The organism is Colwellia sp. MB3u-8 (assembly GCF_014076985.1).
GTDB lineage: Bacteria > Pseudomonadota > Gammaproteobacteria > Enterobacterales > Alteromonadaceae > Cognaticolwellia.
Window position 1 is genome coordinate 83,114 of the sequence record NZ_JACGVA010000067.1, and the last position, 19,088, is coordinate 102,201.

The following is a 19,088-nucleotide window of genomic DNA, read 5'->3' on the forward strand; positions in this document are numbered from 1 at the left end:
ACCTGTTTAGCTTAACGCATAATTGCACCTTTTTTAACGATGATCTTGGTGCAATTTTCATTGAATTCATAAAAATTTAAAAATAGGACAGATAACATGTCAGTAATGAACACATTAAATATTATTCCAGGCCAGATTACGCTAAAACAATTACGCGCCGTAACCAAGTATGAAGGCATACAATTTAGCTTAGATGAAAGTGCCTTTGAAGCTATTAACAAAAGCGCTGAAGCGGTGCAAAAAGTTATCGCGGAAGATCGCGTGGTTTACGGTATTAATACCGGCTTTGGTTTACTTGCCAGTACCCGTATCCAAAATGACCAATTAGAATTATTACAGCGCTCAATTGTATTGTCTCACTCTGCCGGCTTTGGCGAGTACATGGATGATGCCACTGTTCGTTTAATGATGGTATTGAAAATCAACTCCTTATCACGCGGTTTTTCTGGTATTCGCTTAGAAGTTATTCAAGCATTAATTACCCTATTAAACGCAGAAGTCTATCCATGTGTACCTAAAAAAGGCTCTGTTGGTGCTTCTGGTGATTTAGCGCCACTTTCTCATATGGTATTACCCTTATTGGGTGAAGGCGAAATGTCGCATAACGATGAAGTTATTTCAGCGGTTGAAGGCTTAAAAATAGCCGGTCTTGAGATAATGACCTTAGCAGCAAAAGAAGGTTTAGCACTACTCAATGGCACACAAGCGTCAACGGCATTTTCATTAGAAGGCTTATTTCACGCGGAAGACTTATTTGCTGCTGGTGTTGTTATTGGCTCTATGTCCGTTGAAGCGGCCATGGGTTCTCGCGCCCCTTTTGATGATCGCGTACATCAAGCTCGTGGTCAACGCGGACAAATCGATGCCGCTCGCGCATACCGTCACATCTTAGACCACAACTCAGCTATAGGTTCTTCGCACCTTGATTGTGAAAAAGTGCAAGACCCTTACTCACTGCGTTGTCAGCCACAAGTGATGGGCGCATGTTTAACACAAATTCGCCAAGCGGCTGAAGTACTTCATGTTGAAGCTAACGGTGTGACCGATAACCCGTTAGTTTTTGCCAACGAAGGTGACTTTATCTCTGCGGGTAACTTCCATGCCGAACCTGTTGCTATGGCAGCAGATAACTTAGCCTTAGCGATTGCCGAAATTGGTTCGATATCAGAGCGTAGAATGGCGTTATTAATCGATGCAAACCTCAGTAAATTACCGGCATTTTTAGTCGATAATGGTGGGATAAACTCTGGTTTTATGATTGCACAAGTCACCTCTGCCGCTTTAGCCTCAGAAAATAAATCATTAGCCCATCCAGCCTCTGTTGATAGCTTACCCACTTCAGCAAACCAAGAAGATCACGTCTCTATGGCTTGCTTTGCTGGCCGTCGTCTTGCTGATATGGCTGAAAATACTAACGGTGTGTTAGCTGTTGAATACTTGGCGGCGGCACAAGGTCTAGATTTTAGAGCGCCATTAAAAGGTTCTAAAAATGTTGAATTGGCTAAATCAATTTTACGCCAAGTTGTCAGTTTTTATGATAAAGACAGATACTTTGCGCCAGATATTGCTGACGCATCGTCGATTATTGCTGAAGGTGAGTTCAACAATTTCATGCCTGAAGCCTTATTACCTAGCTTCTAGTTCCAGTTAAATTTAAGTTAACTGAATCAAGCCAAACATCCATGTTTGGCTTTTTTATGTTCAGGATGAAGGGTATGTTACGATCACATGGAGGTGAAAGAGTAACCATGTTCAGGAGGAAGGGTATGTTACGATCACATGGATGTGAAAGAGTAACCATGTTCAGGTCTTTCTCAGACATCCTGTCTTGCAAGGCATTAGTAACTTCATTAACTAAAACTATGCTTATACCCATTTGATGACTTACCTGATCAAATAATTCCTAGCGCCAGCTTTCCTTCACATAATTGCCTTTAACCTGAATCACTTGACATAATATGTCGTGCTTGCTACTTTGAATGGATCGCTGTTAACGTAAAATTAACCGCACATACATCATAGAGGTGGCAATGGAATACATACTGTTTTTTGAAACTTGGCTCGCCCTAGCTATTTTATTCGCCTGTTTAGAGATTTTTGTTCCAGGTGGTATTTTACTTAATTTAGGCATAGCCTCATTGCTTGTCGCTGTTGGTGTACAACAACAAATACTTGATACTTGGGTATTAACCCTCACCACTTGGTTCATCCTCGCCACCTTTCTACTGATTTTAGTTTATTTTATTACCGAGCGATTTTTTGCTGGTGAAACGATTATTGAAAATATTTATGAAGAGGTCGATATTTATGGTAAAAAAGTACGTGTACTCGAACAAATAGGCCCAGGTACACAAGCAGGTAGAGTTGAGTATCAAGGCACAACATGGACAGCGTTAAGTGATGGTTCTATTATCCAAGCGGGTAGTGAAGCCGCTATTGTATGTAAAGAAAACATTTCTTTAGTGGTTGAGCCTATCAAATAAGACCATGGCGGTTAACGCCTCAATTTAACGCCATTTAAAAACTATAAAATAAGAGAAGGAGCATCTTTATGTTAGCTACGGTTACCTTTGTTTTTCTAGCATTACTGTTTATTGTCGTCAAGCTAGTACTGATAGTGCAAATGAAAGAGGTTTGTGTCATAGAGCGTCTAGGAAAATTTCGCGCCATTACGCCACCAGGACTGCATTTTTTAATCCCTTTTATTGACCGCGTCGCTTATCGTCATGAAACCCGTGAACAAGTGTTGGATATACCGGCGCAAAGTTGTATTTCACGCGACAATATTCAAATTAATGTTGACGGCTTAGTCTATATTCAAGTAATGGACGGTGCTAAAGCCAGTTATGGCATTGAAGATTACCGTCGCGCTAGCGTTAATTTAGCGCAAACAACCATGCGTTCTGAAATTGGTAAATTAAACTTAAGCCAAACATTTTCTGAGCGCGACACCCTAAATGAAACTATTGTGCGTGAAATTGATAAAGCCTCAGACCCTTGGGGCATTAAAGTATTACGCTATGAAGTGCGTAATATTACGCCCTCTGACAATGTTATTCATACCCTAGAAAAACAAATGGAAGCCGAACGGCAAAAGCGTGCTGAAATTACCTTAGCAGAAGCGGAAAAAGAGTCGACGATTAATCTATCCGAAGGTGTTCGCCAAGAAGCGATCAACTTATCTGAAGGCGATAAACAAAAACAAATTAACGAAGCCCATGGCCGAGCACAAGAGATAGCGATTCTTACGCAAGCTTCGGCAGAAGGCATCAACTTCATTGCCAAAGCGGCAGCCCAGCCGGGTGGCGAAAAAGCGATAAAAATGCGTTTATTAGAACAGTTTATTGCACAAACCAGCAATATTATACAACATGCTGACGTGTCAATCGTGCCAAGTGAAGTGGCTAAATTAGAAGGCTTTTTTCAAGGTATGGAAAAAGTAACACAAAATATTCAAGGAGCAAAATCATGATAGCAATTGATGCAAACACTATCGATTTAGCGGTATTGGCTATTTGGGCATTTATCTTCTTGTTTCTAGCCTTTAAGTTTTTCCAAGCTATTTGTTTAGTACCAACAAAATCAGTTTATATTATTGAACGCTTAGGGAGATATCGTTGCACATTAGAAGCGGGCTTTCATTTACTCTTACCTTTTATTGATCGCGTGGCATTTATTCAAGACCAGAAAGAAGAAACCATAGATGTGCCGCCTCAAGAGTGTTTCTCAAAAGATGAAGTTTATGTCGAAGTTGATGGTGTTATTTACATCCAGGTAATTGATGCCTACAAGGCAAGCTACGGTATAACGGACTACCGCTTCGCTGCTATGCAACTTGCTCAAACCACTACCCGCTCAGTCATCGGTACTTTAGAGTTAGATCGCACTTTTGAAGAGCGCGATGTCATTAGCGCGAAAGTGGTCGAGGTGCTTGATAAAGCAGGCGAAAGCTGGGGCATTAAAGTTCACCGCTACGAAATTAAAAACATTACCCCACCCGTGACTGTTCGCAACGCGATGGAAATGCAGGTTAACGCCGAACGTGAACGCCGCGCCATTTTGGCAAAAAGTTTAGGTGATAGAGCTAGTCGCATTAATCGTTCAGAAGGAAAAATGACAGAATTGATTAATTTGTCTGAAGGTGAAAAGCAGCGCAGAATTAACTCGGCTGAAGGTAAGGCGGCGGAAATATTAACCATTGCACAAGCCACTGGCGACTCTATTAGTAAGTTAGCCACGGCTATTGAGCAACCCGGCGGTGAACAAGCTTTAGATATGCAATTAAGTGAGCAATATCTGCAACAAATGAAAGGCTTGAGTCAACCATCAACCAAAGTTATTTTGCCCGCGAATTTGCTTGATTTTAAACAATGGCTAGCAACGGCTGGTATTCACAATAAACCCTAGCACAACTTAAATAGCCAATAAAAAACCCGACCGAGTAAAGTCGGGTTTTTTGGGCTATTTCCCATTGGTTTCAAGCGCTTTATTGCCGCTTATTTTTCTTAATTTTGTGATAGCGACAAAAAACAGGGTTGTGATTAAGGCAATTAAAAAATGTGTTTGAATAGTCCGTAATTCGCTATTTTCTTGCCAGAGAAAAATCGGCCCACGGTAATTAACATAAAATAAATTCAACAATGAAACATGCGCCCACAAAATAAAAAATAATAACGTCATTTTATATTGATAGATGGCTTTTAGCATTTTGGTAATGACATTATTCGCCATAGTTTTTTACACCTTAATTTCTTCAAAATCACAGATTAAGCGCTATCTAAGTTGATGGGATCAGTCTTTTTTAACCATGATAATAAGTCGTCATGCTTATAGCGGTAAGCTAATTCATCACGCAATGCGGCACCGATAATTTTTTTACCTGGGCTTTGCTCTTGCTCGATGGCAAATTGTGGTATCGGTAAATTTAAGGCTTGCGCGGCTAACTGATAATAACCTTGGCGATTACTATCGGTATTACTGACCACATTATAAATGCTTTGTTTACTATCAGTACTGTCAAGATGAATAAGACTGTCAAGAATATTCACGACATCGGTTTGGTGAACCAGGTTCACTGTCGCACTAGCATTTTCAAAAACACGCTTTGCTTGTAAAAATTTACCCGGATGTCGATCAGGCCCAACCAATCCCGCTAACCTTAAAATATGCACCCGTTTAGAGAAGCTTTTAACCGCTTGCTCTGCTGCCAGTAAGCTAGCGACTTTTTCAGCATTCATATTTAACTGACTGGCTTCATCTACTTTACCCACTAAACCATTATAGATGGCTGTCGAATTCAGTAAAATAATATGTTGAGTGTTGCCAAGCTCAGCCAGGTGCACTAGCTGTTGAATTTTCAACGGATAATCTACCCGACCTTTTTTCAACTGGGGTGGTATGGCAATAATCAGCACATCTTGTTGAAATAACCTTGGGTCAACACCGGCAATCTTATCTAGCTGCTTACAGCTCATCACATCATCAACAAGTGGTAAAATAAGCTGAGTGGCTGGTATATTAAGCGCCTTAAGTTTGTCATGGCTTTGCGCTGATTGGTAGCTGGCAATAAGCTTGGTATGGCTGGCAAGTAAACGTTGCGCTAACGCCTGCCCTAACCAACCACAGCCAATAATACTAACATGGGTCATTAAAATTTCTCCATAAAATTACACCACTAACCGTGATGATTAAGCTGACTTTATTTTTTAATAGTAGCGGCTCGATAACCCTTAATAGACGCGACCACTTGCAGAGCAATAGCATTTGGCACCGGAATAGATAAATTGTATTGTAATATTTTCCATCCATTTTCAGTATTAATTAACAAGCCACTACCACGACACATGCCATAACTTTTATTTTCCAGCAACTCATCAAAAAAGAAAATATTACCCGCTTGAATTGGCGTTATATGACGTTTAACTGGCTGATATAACCAACCTTTACCTTGACTAAAGTAAGGTTTTACAAAAGCTGAAAATTCGCTTTTATTCCAACGTTCAGCACTGTCTGTACCCAGAAAAATAGCATCTTCTGCCAATAAGCCAAGATATTTATCCTCGTTAGCTTCGCCTGCCGCTTGATGAAAACTATCTAATACCGCATCAAGCTCGCTGTTTACCGGCACAGTTGCCGTGGCAAGGAAGCTGAAAAATATAAACACGACAAAAATTTTATACATATTGATCTACTTTTAGTTTGAATTTTTCGCTCAGTAATAACTCAAAAATGGTGTTATGCGAACAAGGTTATTACCTAAGTACCACAGGTAAAAGGCTATTATCGTTTTGCCATGGCGACATAAGCTCCGGTAAAAAGTGCTACAACCTTATCACCACAACACACTTCAACTTCGATATTAAAGCGAGCATTTTTGCCATCGAGTAACGGCTCTAGGCTACCCGTAACTCGGTTTAACGACGTTTGGGCATAGGCGACACCTAGCAGCGGCGCAATATAGCGAATATTTCCTTCCGCTAATACAATGTCAGCTTGCTGTGCTTGTGCTTGCAGCGCCATATACACCCAGGCCCAACCTGTCAGGGTTGCCAAAGTATAAATGCTGCCTGCAAACATCGTATTATGAAGATTTTTATTAAAGTTTGGCTCACAATTAGTGCGCAGTTTTTGTTGATCAAAATAGCAAATATGAATATTCATGGCTTTACTAAGCGGAATAGTTTGATGCCAAAGTTGCTGTAAGTTATCAGCAACTTCAGCTAAATGACTATCGGGTTTTGCTATGCTCTTAATCATTTTGTTGTGCTTTACGTCACCAAAAAGCGTATGTGAATATCCTTCATCGCTATAACCAAGTCGCTGATAAAAACTAATCGCATTAACGCGCGCATTTAACGCTAGGGTTTTCACCCCTACTTCTGCAGCAATCCGTTCCAACTCACTGAGCAATAACTTACCTAGCCCTTGGCCACGGACAGGGTCACTGATCGCCATATAGCGAATTTGTGCCTGCTCTTGACTAACATTGTGTAATCGCCCAGCGCCAACAATCTTATCCATATCGTCAACGATGACCCGATGGTATGATTGCGCCTCAAGCTCATCTTTTTCGCTACCCATGGGTTGTTGCGATGGCTGGCGAAGCGCTTGCCAGCGTAGTTGATAATATTGTGCTAGTTCAGCTTTATTTTTTGGCGCTCTGCATTTGTACATCGTCTATTATTCATCTTATGGCAAGTGAAATATATTTATTTCAGGAATTTAACAACACGTGAAACTTAACCAACATGTTAATCAAGGTCAACTAGTGTACCTCAGTAACACCACAGACCAAATAACCATTAGTGAAAATGCACATTATCGCTGGTTAGCATTTGACGACGTTATTCAAAGTGTTATGCATTTAAGGTGTCCAGAAAAACTGACCTTGCCTCATCACTATGCGGCTTTAATGCCTTTATTGTTTTTTCAACCCAATCAGGTCGTAGAGTTGGGTCTTGGTGGCGGAAACTTGAGTCGATTCTTAAGTGCGCTACAGCCCAATATCCAAGTCACGAGTATCGAACTTTCTCAAACGGTGATCGAATGCTTTCAACATTATTTTAACCCGCAACAACAGAAAATAGTGATTGAAAATAGCGAAGCCTTAGCTTGGCTGCAACAAAGACAATGTCCAGAAAAGTCATCAGCTGATTGGTTAATTTGTGATGTTTATCAACACCATGCTAATAGTTTTCAAAGTCGAGTTACGCTGTTAACCGCGCTGATAGATAACTTACAAGATGATGCTTGTTTAACACTTAATTTACCTGATCTTGACGATCAAGAAATTAACTTATGCTTGACCATTTTAAGGCAACTGCAAAGTTCGCATCATATTATCTACTTTCATATTCCACGCTATCTCAATGTGATTATTCATTTGTTGCCAAAGCATTGGATGATAAATAACCTAAAAAAGCGCTCAAAAACATCCTATCTACCCGCAACACAATACCTTAGATGGCGAAAGTTTTTTAATCATCATATACGCGCTAATTAGTAAATATTATTGGTATTAATTTTGTAGATTGATGGTTACCGGACCATCATTTAATAATCGCACCTGCATATCAGCACCAAAAATCCCTGTCGGAGTTCTAAAGCCAAGCTCACGCAATTGCTGACAAAAATATTGATAAAGCGCTGCACTCAATTTTGGTGGTGCTGCATGGGTAAAACTCGGTCGCATTCCTTTTGTGGTATTCGCCGCTAAGGTAAACTGTGAAACGACTAATATTTCACCACCGACTTGCTGAACATTTAAATTCATTTTACCCTCATCATCAGCAAAAATTCGGTAACCGGCGACACGTTCAGCTAAGCGCTTAGCCTTTGCTTGGGTATCTGCAGGTTCAATTGCTAAAAACACCAATAAACCCTGCTCGATTTCTCCAACAACATTATGATCAACGCTGACACTTGCTTCGGATACTCTTTGCATCAAGGCTATCATTTAATCAAGTTCTCTGCGTTCTGCAATAAAATTAGCCATAGTGTCTGTTGCTTTGCAAAAGCCATCAATCGTTTGAGATTCAAAACCGCTATGCCCTGCTTTGGGTAATATTTGTAATTGTGCATTGGGCCATTTTTGCACCAACTGATCCGCGTTACGCAATGGGCAAACCATGTCGTAGCGGCCATGTAAAATAATCGCCGGTATCGCTTTAATTTTTTCAATCGACGCTAAAATCAGGCCCTCATCAATAAAGCATTTATTGACAAAATAATGGCTCGATATTTTCGCCATACATAAGGCTTGATGTGAATCTTCTATGTGATGAATGTCAATAGGGTGATGCTCGATGGTTGACAACCTAAGCTCCCATAAGCACCAAGCTTTACTGGCGGCAATAGCGGCAATTTCATTAGTTCCAGTCAGTACATCATAATAGCCTTGAACAATATTATCAGCTTTAACGTCAATAAGTTGCTCGGTAAATTCTCGGTAATATTCAGGAAAAAATCCGGCGGCGCCATCTTGACCATACAACCAGTTGTATTCAGCTGTCGTGCCAAGGAAAACTCCTCTTAAGATAAAACCTAGCACGGTTTCAGGATATTGAATGCCATAAAGCAATGCCAAGGTTGTGCCCCATGAACCTCCGGCCACTAACCAATGTGAAATGCTTAAATGTTGACGGATTAGCTCAAGATCAGCAACTAAATGCGCGGGGGTATTATGGCGAACACTTGGCGATGGTGTAGAGCGCCCACAACCGCGTTGGTCAAATAAAATAATACGATACTTGTCGGGATCAAAATATCGGCGATGATCTTTACTTGTTCCGCCGCCAGGGCCACCATGTAGATATACCACGGCAATGCCATTGGGGTTACCTGACTGCTCAAGGTAGAGTTGATGTCCATCTCCAACGTCAAGCCATTGTTGTTGATAAACCGCAATATTGGGGAAAAGCACTCTAGACATATACCGCTCCTTATAGATAATCTCTTCAGTCTACTTATATTTAATCAGCATCTTGCTGAGATGATTTTGCCTTTTTCTCGCTGTCATAATCTTCTAATGATACGGTAAATAATGCCCCAACAAGCACCACCAACCAGCTCAAATATACCCATAAAAATAGAATAGGAATACTTGATAACGCACCATATATAGCCTCATAAGAAGGAAGTTGTGTCACATAAATGGCAAAAGTTTTTTTTGCTATCTCAAATAAAACCGCGGCTAAGGTCGCACCCGCAAGCGCAAATTTAGCAGGAACAACCTTATTTGGCACTACCATATATAAAATAAAAAAAGCGGCGATTGAAGCGACTAACGGCAGAGCCTGAACAGCAATATTACTTAGCCCTAATAAATCATAATCCCCTATCGATACCAACGACAGAATATAGGAGGTCATGACCAAACTACTCCCCACCAATACAGGACCTAAGCTTAACACCATCCAATACATTGAAAATGAAGTGATGATTCGACGTTTTTCATTTACTCGCCATAATTTATTTAAACATTGATCAATCGCTGAAATGAGTAACATGGCAAGAATAAATAGCGCAGTAATGGCTATAGCCGACATTTTAGTGGCATTACTGACAAAGCCAGTAATGTGCTCTTGTACAACATCACCAGAAGCTGGGACAAAGTTTTGATAGATAAAATTTTCTATCAATTCTCTTATTTCAGAAAAAATAGGGAAAGCGGTCATCACAGATAACATCACCACCATCAAAGGCACCAAAGACATCAAGGTAACATAAGATAAATAGCCTGCAGTGACATGAATACGTTCTTTTTGAAAGTTGTTAAAAAACAATAACAAAAAACCAAGTATTGATTTGACGTAACGATGCTGCTTTATTTCTTCTATTCTCGGGTGCATATAAATTACTAGTTAGAGCCATTACATTTATTTTAAGGCAATGATTAAAATAACGGTAGTCATAATCTCAATAATTTTACCTTAGACCTAAAGTCATCAAGGTTATCTATGAAACTATTTAGAGGTATTTATACCAATCTCACTAATTATCTGATCATTTTTACTGGTTAAAATAACCAACTACTGCGTTATTTATTTAATAATTAGAACAACTAGTTATTAAAATAAATGCCTTGTTTTTGGCCATTTTTCCTGCGTATAAAGTAGACCACCTAATTAATGAAATTGGTATTAGAACGATTCGAGGCTGTTTATAACATTGAAAAAAAAAGCCACCTAAATTGCTTTAGGTGGCTTTATATAAAGATTAGCTTACCAGGTTATTTTGCTCCACGACCTTCACGCTTACGATCGTTCTCTTTCAAGAATTTCTTACGGATTCGAATGCTTAGTGGTGTTACTTCTACCAACTCATCGTTATCAATAAATTCAAGCGCTTGCTCAAGTGACATTACGATAGGCGGCGTTAACGTTTGTGCTTCATCAGTACCTGATGAACGAACGTTAGTTAACTGCTTACCTTTAAGCGCGTTTACCGTTAGATCATTATCACGTGAGTGAATACCAATAACTTGACCTTCATAAATATCAACACCGTGTCCGATCAACATGCGACCACGAGATTGTAAGTTAAAGATAGCGTTGGTTAAGGCTTTACCTGTAGCATTACCGATCATTACACCATTTTTACGTTGGCCAATATCGCCACCCTTGTGAGGTCCGTATTCAAAAAATGTATGATAAATTAAGCCAGAGCCTGAAGTTAAAGTCATAAATTCAGTTTGGAAACCAATCAAACCACGACTTGGCATGATGAAGTCCATACGAATACGGCCCGTTCCATCAGGTGCCATATCAGTTAATTCAGCTTTACGAACACCCATTCTTTCCATAATAGGTCCTTGATGTTGTTCTTCAACATCAATGGTTACGTTCTCGTAAGGTTCTTGTGTTACACCATCAATTTCACGAATAATAACTTCAGGACGTGATACCGCTAATTCAAAACCTTCACGACGCATGTTTTCAATTAAAATACCTAGGTGAAGTTCACCACGGCCCGACACTTTAAATTTATCAGCATCAGGTAATTCCTCAACACGTAAAGCAACGTTATGAACAAGCTCTTTTTCTAAGCGATCTTTGATGTTACGTGAAGTAACATATTTACCTTCTTTACCACAAAATGGTGAGGTATTTACTTGGAACGTCATATTGATAGTAGGTTCATCAACAGATAATGCTGGTAAACCTTCAACTGCTGTTGGACAACAAACAGTATCAGATATTTTTAATTCGCCTAAGCCGGTAAGTGCAATAATATCACCAGCAAAACCTTCTTCGATATCCAGTCTTTCTAAGCCTAAGTAACCAAATACTTTACCTACTTTAGCGTTATGAACCTTGCCAGTCGCTAATTTAATAGTCACTTGTTGATTCGGCTTAACTGAACCACGTGTAACACGGCCAACGCCAATTACACCTAAGTAAGAGCTGTAATCAAGTTGAGAAATTTGCATTTGGAACGGAGCTTCAGGATCCGCGATTGGTGCTGGCACTTCTTTAAGAATAGTATCAAATAAAGGAGTCATGTCAGTGCCAGTTGCGCCTTCTTCAAGCGTGGCCCAACCATTGATTGCTGAAGCGTAAACAACTTTAAAGTCAAGTTGTTCGTCAGTTGCACCCAAGTTATCAAATAATTCAAAAACTTGATCCATAACCCAATCAGGGCGAGAACCAGGCTTATCAACTTTGTTAATAACAAGAATTGGCTTTAAACCTTGCGCAAACGCTTTTTTCGTAACGAAACGCGTTTGCGGCATAGGGCCTTCTTGTGCATCAACTATCAGTAAAACTGAATCGACCATTGACATTACACGTTCAACTTCACCACCAAAATCAGCATGGCCAGGAGTATCTACGATGTTTACACGGTAGCCATTCCAGTTAATAGCCGTGTTTTTAGCTAAGATTGTGATACCACGTTCTTTTTCGATATCATTTGAGTCCATTGTACGTTCTTCTAGACCGCCTCGGGCGTCTAGCGTACCTGACTGTTCTAATAATTTATCAACTAAAGTGGTTTTTCCGTGGTCAACGTGAGCAATAATTGCCACATTTCTTAATTTATCTAACACAGGCGTTACTCGCTGTTACTTTCGTTTATTGCTACTTTAGGCAAATTAACGAATAGGGCTACAATTGGGCGCATATTGTACAGCACAAGTCTCAGCAAATACACCGCAATAGAAAAATATAACCAACAAAATATTATTCAGTTGTTATACTGCCGATGATCAGATTAGAGTATACGCACCAAAATGCAGCAAACAACGCACTACAATGGTGCGAATTAAATCAATAAAAAACATAAAAAGCATATATTTCAATGACTTTGTCTTTGGCACAGTATTCGCTTTAGCACAAGTAATAGAGAATTAAGTTTTTAAGCATTTAAGCACTAACTACACTGGAGACATTCAATGTCAAACGCAGTTTTAGATCTAATTAAAGAACATGACGTCAAATTTGTTGATTTACGCTTTACTGATACCAAAGGTAAAGAGCAACACATTTCAATTCCTCATCATCAAGTAACAGAAGATTTTTTTGAAGACGGCAAAATGTTTGACGGGTCTTCAATTCAAGGTTGGAAAGGTATTAACGAATCAGACATGGTGATGATGCCTATTGCTGAATCTGCGGTACTTGACCCTTTTACTGAAGCAGTTACCTTGAATGTTCGTTGTGACATCCTTGAACCTACAACAATGCAAGGCTATAGCCGTGATCCTCGTTCAGTGGCAAAACGCGCTGAAGATTATATGCGTAGTACCGGCATTGCAGATACCGTTTTAATTGGTCCAGAGCCAGAGTTTTTTGTTTTTGATGATGTTCGTTTCCACACAGACATGAGTGGTTCATTCTATAAAATAGATGATAAAGAAGCGTCTTGGAATTCGGGTACTGAATATGAAGAAGGCAATATGGGACATCGTCCTGGTGTAAAAGGCGGTTATTTCCCTACGTCACCAGTAGATTCATCACAAGATCTTCGTTCAGCCATGTGTTTAGTGATGGAAGAAATGGGCTTAGTGGTTGAAGCGCATCACCATGAAGTAGCGACTGCAGGCCAAAATGAAATTGCTTGTCGCTTCAATACCATGGTATTAAAAGCCGATGAAGTACAAATATACAAATATGTTGTTCATAATGTTGCTCACGCTTACGGGAAAACAGCGACTTTCATGCCTAAGCCGTTAGTCGGTGATAACGGTACGGGTATGCATGTTCATCAATCATTAGCTAAAGACGGTGTTAATTTATTTGCTGGCGATAAATACGGCGGATTATCTGAAATGGCACTTTACTATGTTGGTGGTATCATCAAGCATGCTAAAGCACTCAATGCTTTTACTAACGCCTCTACTAACTCATACAAGCGCCTTGTACCTGGTTTCGAAGCACCTGTAATGCTAGCCTACTCAGCACGTAACCGTTCTGCATCTATTCGTATTCCAATTGTACCGTCACCAAAAGCCATGCGAATCGAAGTGCGTTTCCCTGATCCAACAATGAACCCTTACTTAGGCTTCTCAGCTATGTTGATGGCGGGTCTTGATGGTATTAAAAACAAAATTCACCCTGGCGATGCCATGGATAAAGATCTGTATGACTTACCTGCGGAAGAAGCAGCAGAAATTCCACAAGTGGCCACTTCGTTAACTGAAGCATTAGATGCTTTAGAAAATGACATGGACTTCTTAACTGAAGGTGGTGTTATGGATAAAGACATGATCGACGCCTACATAGGTATCAAACGTAGCGAAGTTGAATTGTTGAACTCAACAACTCACCCAGTTGAATTTGATATGTACTACAGCGTATAACGTTGCAACTAGATAGATAAGTAAAAAGCTCACTTCGGTGAGCTTTTTTTGTGGTAAATTTAGCATTATTTGGATAGATTAAGACTGAACATTTTTAACAGGGATATTATTTTTGATTCATACTGCACGTTTTTGCATTGTTATTCTCTTGCTAACGCAGGCTTTTGCTGTGTTTGCAGGCTCTGCTCAAGTTTATGTCTGGCGCAATGAGCAAGGAGTACTGGTTTTTTCTGATAGCCCTAAACCCGGTGCGGTAGAATTAGATGTCAAAGAAACTAACACCATAAAATCCTCAATCGACACCTCAATTTTAGACATAAAACCCAAAGCCATAGATAATAATTATCAAGTAGAGATCATCCAACCCGAGGAAAAATCTACCATTAGAGATAATACGGGTTCAGCTTATGTTTCAGGCCGAATTAAGCCCATCTTCAAGCGTGGTCTTACCATACAATTATATTTAGATGACAAGCCCTATAAAAAACCACAAACCCACTCAATGTTTGTCCTTAGAAATATTGACCGTGGTGAACATCAAATAAAAATGGCCTTACTTAATGATAAAGGCAAGGTTATTGCAACGTCTTCTCCAGTAACGTTTTATATGCACAGAGTATCGGTTAACAAGGCAAACTAACCGGATTTCAGTGCATATTGCACCAATTTTATTTACACTCGTTACTTAACGCACCATTTTAGTGCAAGGAAAAGTGATGTTTAATAACGTGATCAATTTAAACAAAATAAAAAAGCATTATCAACAAGCGTTACCTAACCAAATGGTAACAGCTGTTGTTGTGTTAGACCGTGAACTCGCTATTTGCTATGTCAATCCTGCTGCAGAAGCATTGCTCGTTAAAAGCTTAAGTAAAATATACCGACTTCCCATTGACCAAGTTTTTTATAATACCCCAATTAATAGTAATCGTTTACAACAACTACTGACGACAGGACAAGAGTTTAGTGATAGCGATGTGACGATTGAGTTTTTTGATCAGCGACAAATTACCGTTGAAATTACGGCCTCTTCAGTTACTTTTGAACAATGTCCACATGTTTTGCTCGAGTTCAAACAAATTGATCAACAAAAACAGATCAGTGCAGAAGCATTTCAACAACAACAATGGGAGTCTGCACGCGACCTTATCCGTGGTCTTGCCCATGAAATTAAAAACCCCCTCGGTGGCCTGCGCGGCGCGGCACAATTATTGGATTTAGAACTTAATCTCGAACAAAAAGAATACACAGCGATGATCATAGAACAAGCCGATAGATTAACCAATTTAGTTGACCGTTTGTTAGGGCCTAACAACCGGCCTCTAATGAAGTTGCAAAATATTCATATCGTGATTGAAAAAGTATTTCAACTGTCAAAATTTGATAACCCCAAAGATATTACTTTAGCCCGTGACTATGACCCATCCATACCTGAATTAACTTTTGATCAAGACAAGCTCCAACAAACCGTTATCAATATTGTTCATAACGCCATGCAAGCATTAAATGGTGAAGGTAAAATCACCTTAAAAACTCGTGCAGCAAGCAATAAAACTATTAATGGCAAGCGTATCAAACTTTGTGCAGAAATAAGCATAATTGATAACGGCCCCGGTATACCTGAGCATATTTGCAGTACATTATTTTATCCTATGGTTTCAGGTAGTGCCTCGAGTACCGGCTTAGGACTTTCCATTTGCCAAACTATTATCCATCAGCATCACGGAAAATTATCCTGTAAAAGTCGACCTGGGCATACAGAGTTTACTATTTTAATACCTTTTGAAAGTGAGAAAAACTAATGATCACCGAACAAGTCTGGATCGTCGATGATGACAGCTCAATCAGATGGGTGCTAGAAAAAGCCCTGTCGAACGCCAACATAAGTGTAGGTACGTTTCATAATCCAGAAGATCTATTAATTGCTTTAGAACATAATCAACCCGAGGTGATTATTTCTGATATTCGTATGCCTAACATTGATGGCATGACGCTATTAGGTAAAATCAATGACCAGTTTGCCCACATTCCTGTCATCATAATGACCGCTCACTCAGATCTAGACAGTGCAGTAAATGCCTATCAAGGTGGAGCATTCGAATATTTACCAAAGCCATTTGATATTACTGACGCAGTTACCCTGGCCAAAAGAGCTTTAACCCATGCTCGAGAATTAAAGTCGACAAAACAACTTAATATCCCATCTGCTGACGCTGTTGGCATAATAGGCGCGGCACCGTCTATGCAGGAAGTATTTAGGACTATTGGCCGACTATCTCGTTCCAGTATCAGTGTACTGATCAATGGCGAGTCAGGTACGGGCAAAGAACTCGTGGCACACGCATTACATATGCACAGTCCTCGTTCAGCAGCACCTTTTATACCACTCAACATGGCTGCTATACCGAAAGACTTAATAGAATCAGAGCTATTCGGACACGAAAAAGGCGCTTTTACTGGCGCAAGTGCCGTCAGACATGGCCGTTTCGAACAGGCGCACCAAGGTACACTTTTCTTAGATGAGATTGGTGATATGCCACTCGATATTCAAACAAGGCTACTTAGAGTGCTATCAGATGGTCAATTTTATCGAGTCGGTGGTCATTCCCCGATAAAAGTCGATGTAAGAATCATTGCCGCCACGCATCAAAACCTAGAAGAACGGGTTAATAGTAGTGACTTTCGTGAAGATTTATTTCATCGACTCAATGTCATCAGAATCCAAATACCTAGCCTGCGCGAAAGAAAGGAAGATATTAATCAATTAGCACAACACTTTTTAAAACAGGCAGCAAAAGAATTAGCCGTTGAAATTAAAACATTACACAAAAGTACCCTAGATTATCTAGAGCAATGCGAATGGCCAGGCAATGTTAGACAATTAGAAAATATATGTCGCTTTCTCACGGTCATGGCCAGTGGTAAAGAAATTTTAATGTCAGATTTACCTAGTGAACTTGCTGTAAAACCACTCAGTGTGAAAAATTCACATGATAGCTGGCAAGATAATTTAAAAACTTGGCTCGACAAGGAGCTATCATCAGGTAAGAGTAATATCATCGAACAAGTGCTACCTGAGTTTGAAAAAATATTGCTAGAAAGTGCCTTAAAATACACCCAAGGACATAAACAAGAAGCAGCCAAACGCTTAGGCTGGGGGAGGAACACGTTAACAAGAAAATTAAAAGAATTAAACCTGCCTGATTAGCTAATTAATCGACTAAAATAATAATGTAAGTTAAGCATTTGCTATCGAAAAGGTAATAACTTGATCAATTTTGCTTGCCGATAAAGCAAGCATAATCAGTCTATCAATACCAAGAGCAACACCAGCACAAGATGGTAGCCCATGCTCAAGTGCTGAAATAAAATTTTCGTCAATCATATGCTTAGCTTTGCCTAATTGGGCACGTATTTCATTATCCTGCTCAAAGCGTAATTTTTGTTGCTTAGCGTCGGTTAGCTCATGAAAGCCATTCGCAAGCTCAATACCTTTAAAGTAACACTCAAAGCGTTCTGCAACACGCAGATCCTGTGAACTAATCTTAGCCAACGATGCTTGACTAGCCGGGAAATTATAAACAAAGCAAGGTGCATTTTTGCCTATATTAGGCTCTATTAACTCAGCCATGACAAATTGCAGTAAAGTATCAAGTGAGTCTTCATTTTCTAGCCAATCACTCAACTTACCACGGCCGGTAATAAGAGCAATTAATTGTTCTTTGTTGGTCACTAAAGGATCAATATCAACTTCTCGAATAAAAAGTGCTTGATAGCTAATACGTTCAGCTTGGTCACAACCTAAGATTGACTCTATTAACGCGGCAACTTCATCCATCAATTGGAAATGATCAAAATCAATTCGATACCATTCCAACATGGTAAATTCAGGATTATGATAACGACCCTGCTCTTCATGACGGAACGCTTTACAAATTTGATAGCAACAACCATAGCCACTAGCTAAAAGGCGCTTCATCGCAAACTCTGGCGAAGTTTGGGCAAATAAATTTATCGACTCATCGCAATGGCTATCTTGTGAGTAATTATAGTGAGTTACGAAGGCATCTAAATGTGCATCTGTCACGGTTGCATGAGCAAGTATTGGGGTTTCAACCTCAATCACATTTCGTGCTAAGAAAAATGCTCGTATTTGACCTAAAACCTGTGCTCTTTGCTTGGCATGCGGCCAATTCATACTCGGTTGCCATGACATCAATACAGTTACCTATAAGCTTGGAATGTAAAAGAGCCATACTTTAAACGAAATAAATACAGACAGCAAAAAATACAGCACGTTGAAATTGAGCTAGTTTAATCGAGGTCTGATAAACAGGTAAGTAAATTTACGATTAACTTTCGAATATAAATGTACCCGAATAGTAATCGATTAGCGTTAAGTCGCTATATTCATTTCAGATTGGCTTTATTATAATATTTAAATAGCAGACAGCAAAAAGTCCGACTCTTTCGAATCGGGCTTCTCTAATAGGAGTCTGATAATGTCCTACTCTCACATGGGAACTCCCACACTACCATCGGCGCTAACACGTTTCACTTCTGAGTTCGGAATGGGATCAGGTGGGGCCATGTCGCTATTGTCATCAGACAAAAAACTTTATGAGTTAATTAACTTAAAAATTAGCTAAGTCATAAGGTTTAGACAAAAAACCCGTAGCGTCAGCTACGGGTTTCTCTAAATAGAAGCCTAGCAATGTCCTACTCTCACATGGGAACTCCCACACTACCATCGGCGCTAACACGTTTCACTTCTGAGTTCGGAATGGGA

Annotated in this window: 18 protein-coding genes and 2 rRNA genes; 9 read left to right on the forward strand and 11 right to left on the reverse strand. The window is 39.7% G+C overall.

Annotated features, from left to right (window positions below):
* Nucleotides 1-96 precede the first annotated feature (96 nt).
* The 4 genes from hutH (at nucleotide 97) to H4J54_RS12410 (ending at nucleotide 4,407) form a co-directional block, all read left to right on the forward strand.
* Nucleotides 97-1,641, forward strand: coding sequence for a histidine ammonia-lyase (hutH, locus tag H4J54_RS12395; RefSeq protein ID WP_220464173.1), 1,545 nt, complete (start codon nucleotides 97-99; stop codon nucleotides 1,639-1,641).
* A 389-nt stretch (nucleotides 1,642-2,030) separates the two neighbouring features.
* A complete protein-coding gene (locus H4J54_RS12400; RefSeq protein ID WP_182137467.1) occupies nucleotides 2,031-2,483 on the forward strand; it encodes an NfeD family protein in 453 nt (150 codons plus the stop codon).
* A gap of 68 nt (nucleotides 2,484-2,551) precedes the next feature.
* Complete coding sequence (locus tag H4J54_RS12405; RefSeq protein ID WP_182191177.1) at nucleotides 2,552-3,472, forward strand: stomatin-like protein; 921 nt, start codon at nucleotides 2,552-2,554, stop codon at nucleotides 3,470-3,472.
* Nucleotides 3,469-4,407: an SPFH domain-containing protein gene (locus H4J54_RS12410; protein WP_182191178.1), complete on the forward strand. Its 939-nt coding sequence runs from the start codon at nucleotides 3,469-3,471 to the stop codon at nucleotides 4,405-4,407. The genes H4J54_RS12405 and H4J54_RS12410 overlap by 4 nt, the downstream gene beginning before the upstream one ends.
* A 54-nt stretch (nucleotides 4,408-4,461) precedes the next feature.
* Here the strand turns inward: H4J54_RS12410 and H4J54_RS12415 are convergent, their stop codons facing one another.
* The 4 genes from H4J54_RS12415 to H4J54_RS12430 form a co-directional block, all read right to left on the reverse strand.
* A complete protein-coding gene (locus H4J54_RS12415; RefSeq protein ID WP_182191179.1) occupies nucleotides 4,462-4,731 on the reverse strand; it encodes a hypothetical protein in 270 nt (89 codons plus the stop codon).
* Nucleotides 4,732-4,766: 35 nt separating this feature from the next.
* Complete coding sequence (locus tag H4J54_RS12420; RefSeq protein ID WP_182191180.1) at nucleotides 4,767-5,648, reverse strand: SDR family NAD(P)-dependent oxidoreductase; 882 nt, start codon at nucleotides 5,646-5,648, stop codon at nucleotides 4,767-4,769.
* 50 nt (nucleotides 5,649-5,698) lie between these two features.
* Nucleotides 5,699-6,181, reverse strand: a complete 483-nt coding sequence (locus H4J54_RS12425) for a nuclear transport factor 2 family protein (RefSeq protein ID WP_182191181.1) — start codon at nucleotides 6,179-6,181, stop codon at nucleotides 5,699-5,701.
* A 98-nt stretch (nucleotides 6,182-6,279) separates the two neighbouring features.
* Nucleotides 6,280-7,173, reverse strand: coding sequence for a bifunctional GNAT family N-acetyltransferase/hotdog fold thioesterase (locus H4J54_RS12430; RefSeq protein ID WP_182191182.1), 894 nt, complete (start codon nucleotides 7,171-7,173; stop codon nucleotides 6,280-6,282).
* A 58-nt stretch (nucleotides 7,174-7,231) separates the two neighbouring features.
* Between H4J54_RS12430 and H4J54_RS12435 the strand changes: the two genes are divergently transcribed.
* Nucleotides 7,232-8,002 (forward strand): spermidine synthase, encoded by a 771-nt coding sequence (locus H4J54_RS12435; RefSeq protein WP_182191183.1) that lies wholly within the window; start codon nucleotides 7,232-7,234, stop codon nucleotides 8,000-8,002.
* Between the two features lie 15 nt (nucleotides 8,003-8,017).
* On the opposite strand, the gene dtd is transcribed toward H4J54_RS12435, so the two are convergent.
* The 4 genes from dtd to typA all read right to left on the reverse strand — a co-directional run bounded on the left by dtd (nucleotide 8,018) and on the right by typA (nucleotide 12,547).
* Nucleotides 8,018-8,455 (reverse strand): D-aminoacyl-tRNA deacylase, encoded by a 438-nt coding sequence (dtd, locus tag H4J54_RS12440; protein ID WP_182191184.1) that lies wholly within the window; start codon nucleotides 8,453-8,455, stop codon nucleotides 8,018-8,020.
* Complete coding sequence (pip, locus tag H4J54_RS12445) at nucleotides 8,456-9,430, reverse strand: prolyl aminopeptidase (protein WP_182191185.1); 975 nt, start codon at nucleotides 9,428-9,430, stop codon at nucleotides 8,456-8,458. It lies immediately after the preceding gene.
* 40 nt (nucleotides 9,431-9,470) lie between these two features.
* Nucleotides 9,471-10,349: a virulence factor BrkB family protein gene (locus tag H4J54_RS12450; RefSeq protein WP_182191186.1), complete on the reverse strand. Its 879-nt coding sequence runs from the start codon at nucleotides 10,347-10,349 to the stop codon at nucleotides 9,471-9,473.
* A 380-nt stretch (nucleotides 10,350-10,729) separates the two neighbouring features.
* Nucleotides 10,730-12,547 (reverse strand): translational GTPase TypA, encoded by a 1,818-nt coding sequence (gene typA / locus H4J54_RS12455; RefSeq protein ID WP_182191187.1) that lies wholly within the window; start codon nucleotides 12,545-12,547, stop codon nucleotides 10,730-10,732.
* Nucleotides 12,548-12,892: 345 nt separating this feature from the next.
* On the opposite strand from typA, the gene glnA reads away from it, so the two are divergent.
* The 4 genes from glnA (at nucleotide 12,893) to glnG (ending at nucleotide 17,507) form a co-directional block, all read left to right on the forward strand.
* The gene (gene glnA / locus H4J54_RS12460) at nucleotides 12,893-14,299 is read left to right on the forward strand and encodes a glutamate--ammonia ligase (RefSeq protein ID WP_182191188.1); all 1,407 of its coding nucleotides are present in this window, start codon (nucleotides 12,893-12,895) and stop codon (nucleotides 14,297-14,299) included.
* Between the two features lie 112 nt (nucleotides 14,300-14,411).
* A complete protein-coding gene (locus H4J54_RS12465; RefSeq protein WP_220464172.1) occupies nucleotides 14,412-14,939 on the forward strand; it encodes a DUF4124 domain-containing protein in 528 nt (175 codons plus the stop codon).
* Nucleotides 14,940-15,015: 76 nt separating this feature from the next.
* Nucleotides 15,016-16,101: a nitrogen regulation protein NR(II) gene (gene glnL, locus H4J54_RS12470; protein WP_182191189.1), complete on the forward strand. Its 1,086-nt coding sequence runs from the start codon at nucleotides 15,016-15,018 to the stop codon at nucleotides 16,099-16,101.
* The gene (gene glnG / locus H4J54_RS12475; protein ID WP_182191190.1) at nucleotides 16,101-17,507 is read left to right on the forward strand and encodes a nitrogen regulation protein NR(I); all 1,407 of its coding nucleotides are present in this window, start codon (nucleotides 16,101-16,103) and stop codon (nucleotides 17,505-17,507) included. The genes glnL and glnG overlap by 1 nt, the downstream gene beginning before the upstream one ends.
* A 30-nt stretch (nucleotides 17,508-17,537) precedes the next feature.
* Here glnG and epmA read toward each other — a convergent pair whose 3' ends face one another.
* The 3 genes from epmA to rrf (H4J54_RS12490) form a co-directional block, all read right to left on the reverse strand.
* Nucleotides 17,538-18,515, reverse strand: coding sequence for an elongation factor P--(R)-beta-lysine ligase (gene epmA, locus H4J54_RS12480; RefSeq protein ID WP_182191198.1), 978 nt, complete (start codon nucleotides 18,513-18,515; stop codon nucleotides 17,538-17,540).
* A gap of 278 nt (nucleotides 18,516-18,793) precedes the next feature.
* Nucleotides 18,794-18,908: ribosomal RNA gene (rrf, locus tag H4J54_RS12485) — 5S ribosomal RNA — on the reverse strand.
* A 97-nt stretch (nucleotides 18,909-19,005) separates the two neighbouring features.
* Nucleotides 19,006-19,088: ribosomal RNA gene (gene rrf / locus H4J54_RS12490) — 5S ribosomal RNA — on the reverse strand; the annotation flags it as partial.

Bases quoted from the DNA above. Each gene is read 5' to 3' on its own strand.
- pip (WP_182191185.1), bottom strand. From the start codon at position 9,430: ATGTCTAGAGTGCTTTTCCCCAATATTGCGGTTTATCAACAACAATGG.
- H4J54_RS12420 (WP_182191180.1), bottom strand. From the start codon at position 5,648: ATGACCCATGTTAGTATTATTGGCTGTGGTTGGTTAGGGCAGGCGTTA.
- H4J54_RS12425 (WP_182191181.1), bottom strand. From the start codon at position 6,181: ATGTATAAAATTTTTGTCGTGTTTATATTTTTCAGCTTCCTTGCCACG.
- glnL (WP_182191189.1), top strand. From the start codon at position 15,016: ATGTTTAATAACGTGATCAATTTAAACAAAATAAAAAAGCATTATCAA.
- H4J54_RS12410 (WP_182191178.1), top strand. From the start codon at position 3,469: ATGATAGCAATTGATGCAAACACTATCGATTTAGCGGTATTGGCTATT.
- hutH (WP_220464173.1), top strand. From the start codon at position 97: ATGTCAGTAATGAACACATTAAATATTATTCCAGGCCAGATTACGCTA.
- H4J54_RS12450 (WP_182191186.1), bottom strand. From the start codon at position 10,349: ATGCACCCGAGAATAGAAGAAATAAAGCAGCATCGTTACGTCAAATCA.
- dtd (WP_182191184.1), bottom strand. From the start codon at position 8,455: ATGATAGCCTTGATGCAAAGAGTATCCGAAGCAAGTGTCAGCGTTGAT.
- H4J54_RS12430 (WP_182191182.1), bottom strand. From the start codon at position 7,173: ATGTACAAATGCAGAGCGCCAAAAAATAAAGCTGAACTAGCACAATAT.
- epmA (WP_182191198.1), bottom strand. From the start codon at position 18,515: ATGTCATGGCAACCGAGTATGAATTGGCCGCATGCCAAGCAAAGAGCA.
- glnA (WP_182191188.1), top strand. From the start codon at position 12,893: ATGTCAAACGCAGTTTTAGATCTAATTAAAGAACATGACGTCAAATTT.
- glnG (WP_182191190.1), top strand. From the start codon at position 16,101: ATGATCACCGAACAAGTCTGGATCGTCGATGATGACAGCTCAATCAGA.
- H4J54_RS12415 (WP_182191179.1), bottom strand. From the start codon at position 4,731: ATGGCGAATAATGTCATTACCAAAATGCTAAAAGCCATCTATCAATAT.
- H4J54_RS12400 (WP_182137467.1), top strand. From the start codon at position 2,031: ATGGAATACATACTGTTTTTTGAAACTTGGCTCGCCCTAGCTATTTTA.
- H4J54_RS12405 (WP_182191177.1), top strand. From the start codon at position 2,552: ATGTTAGCTACGGTTACCTTTGTTTTTCTAGCATTACTGTTTATTGTC.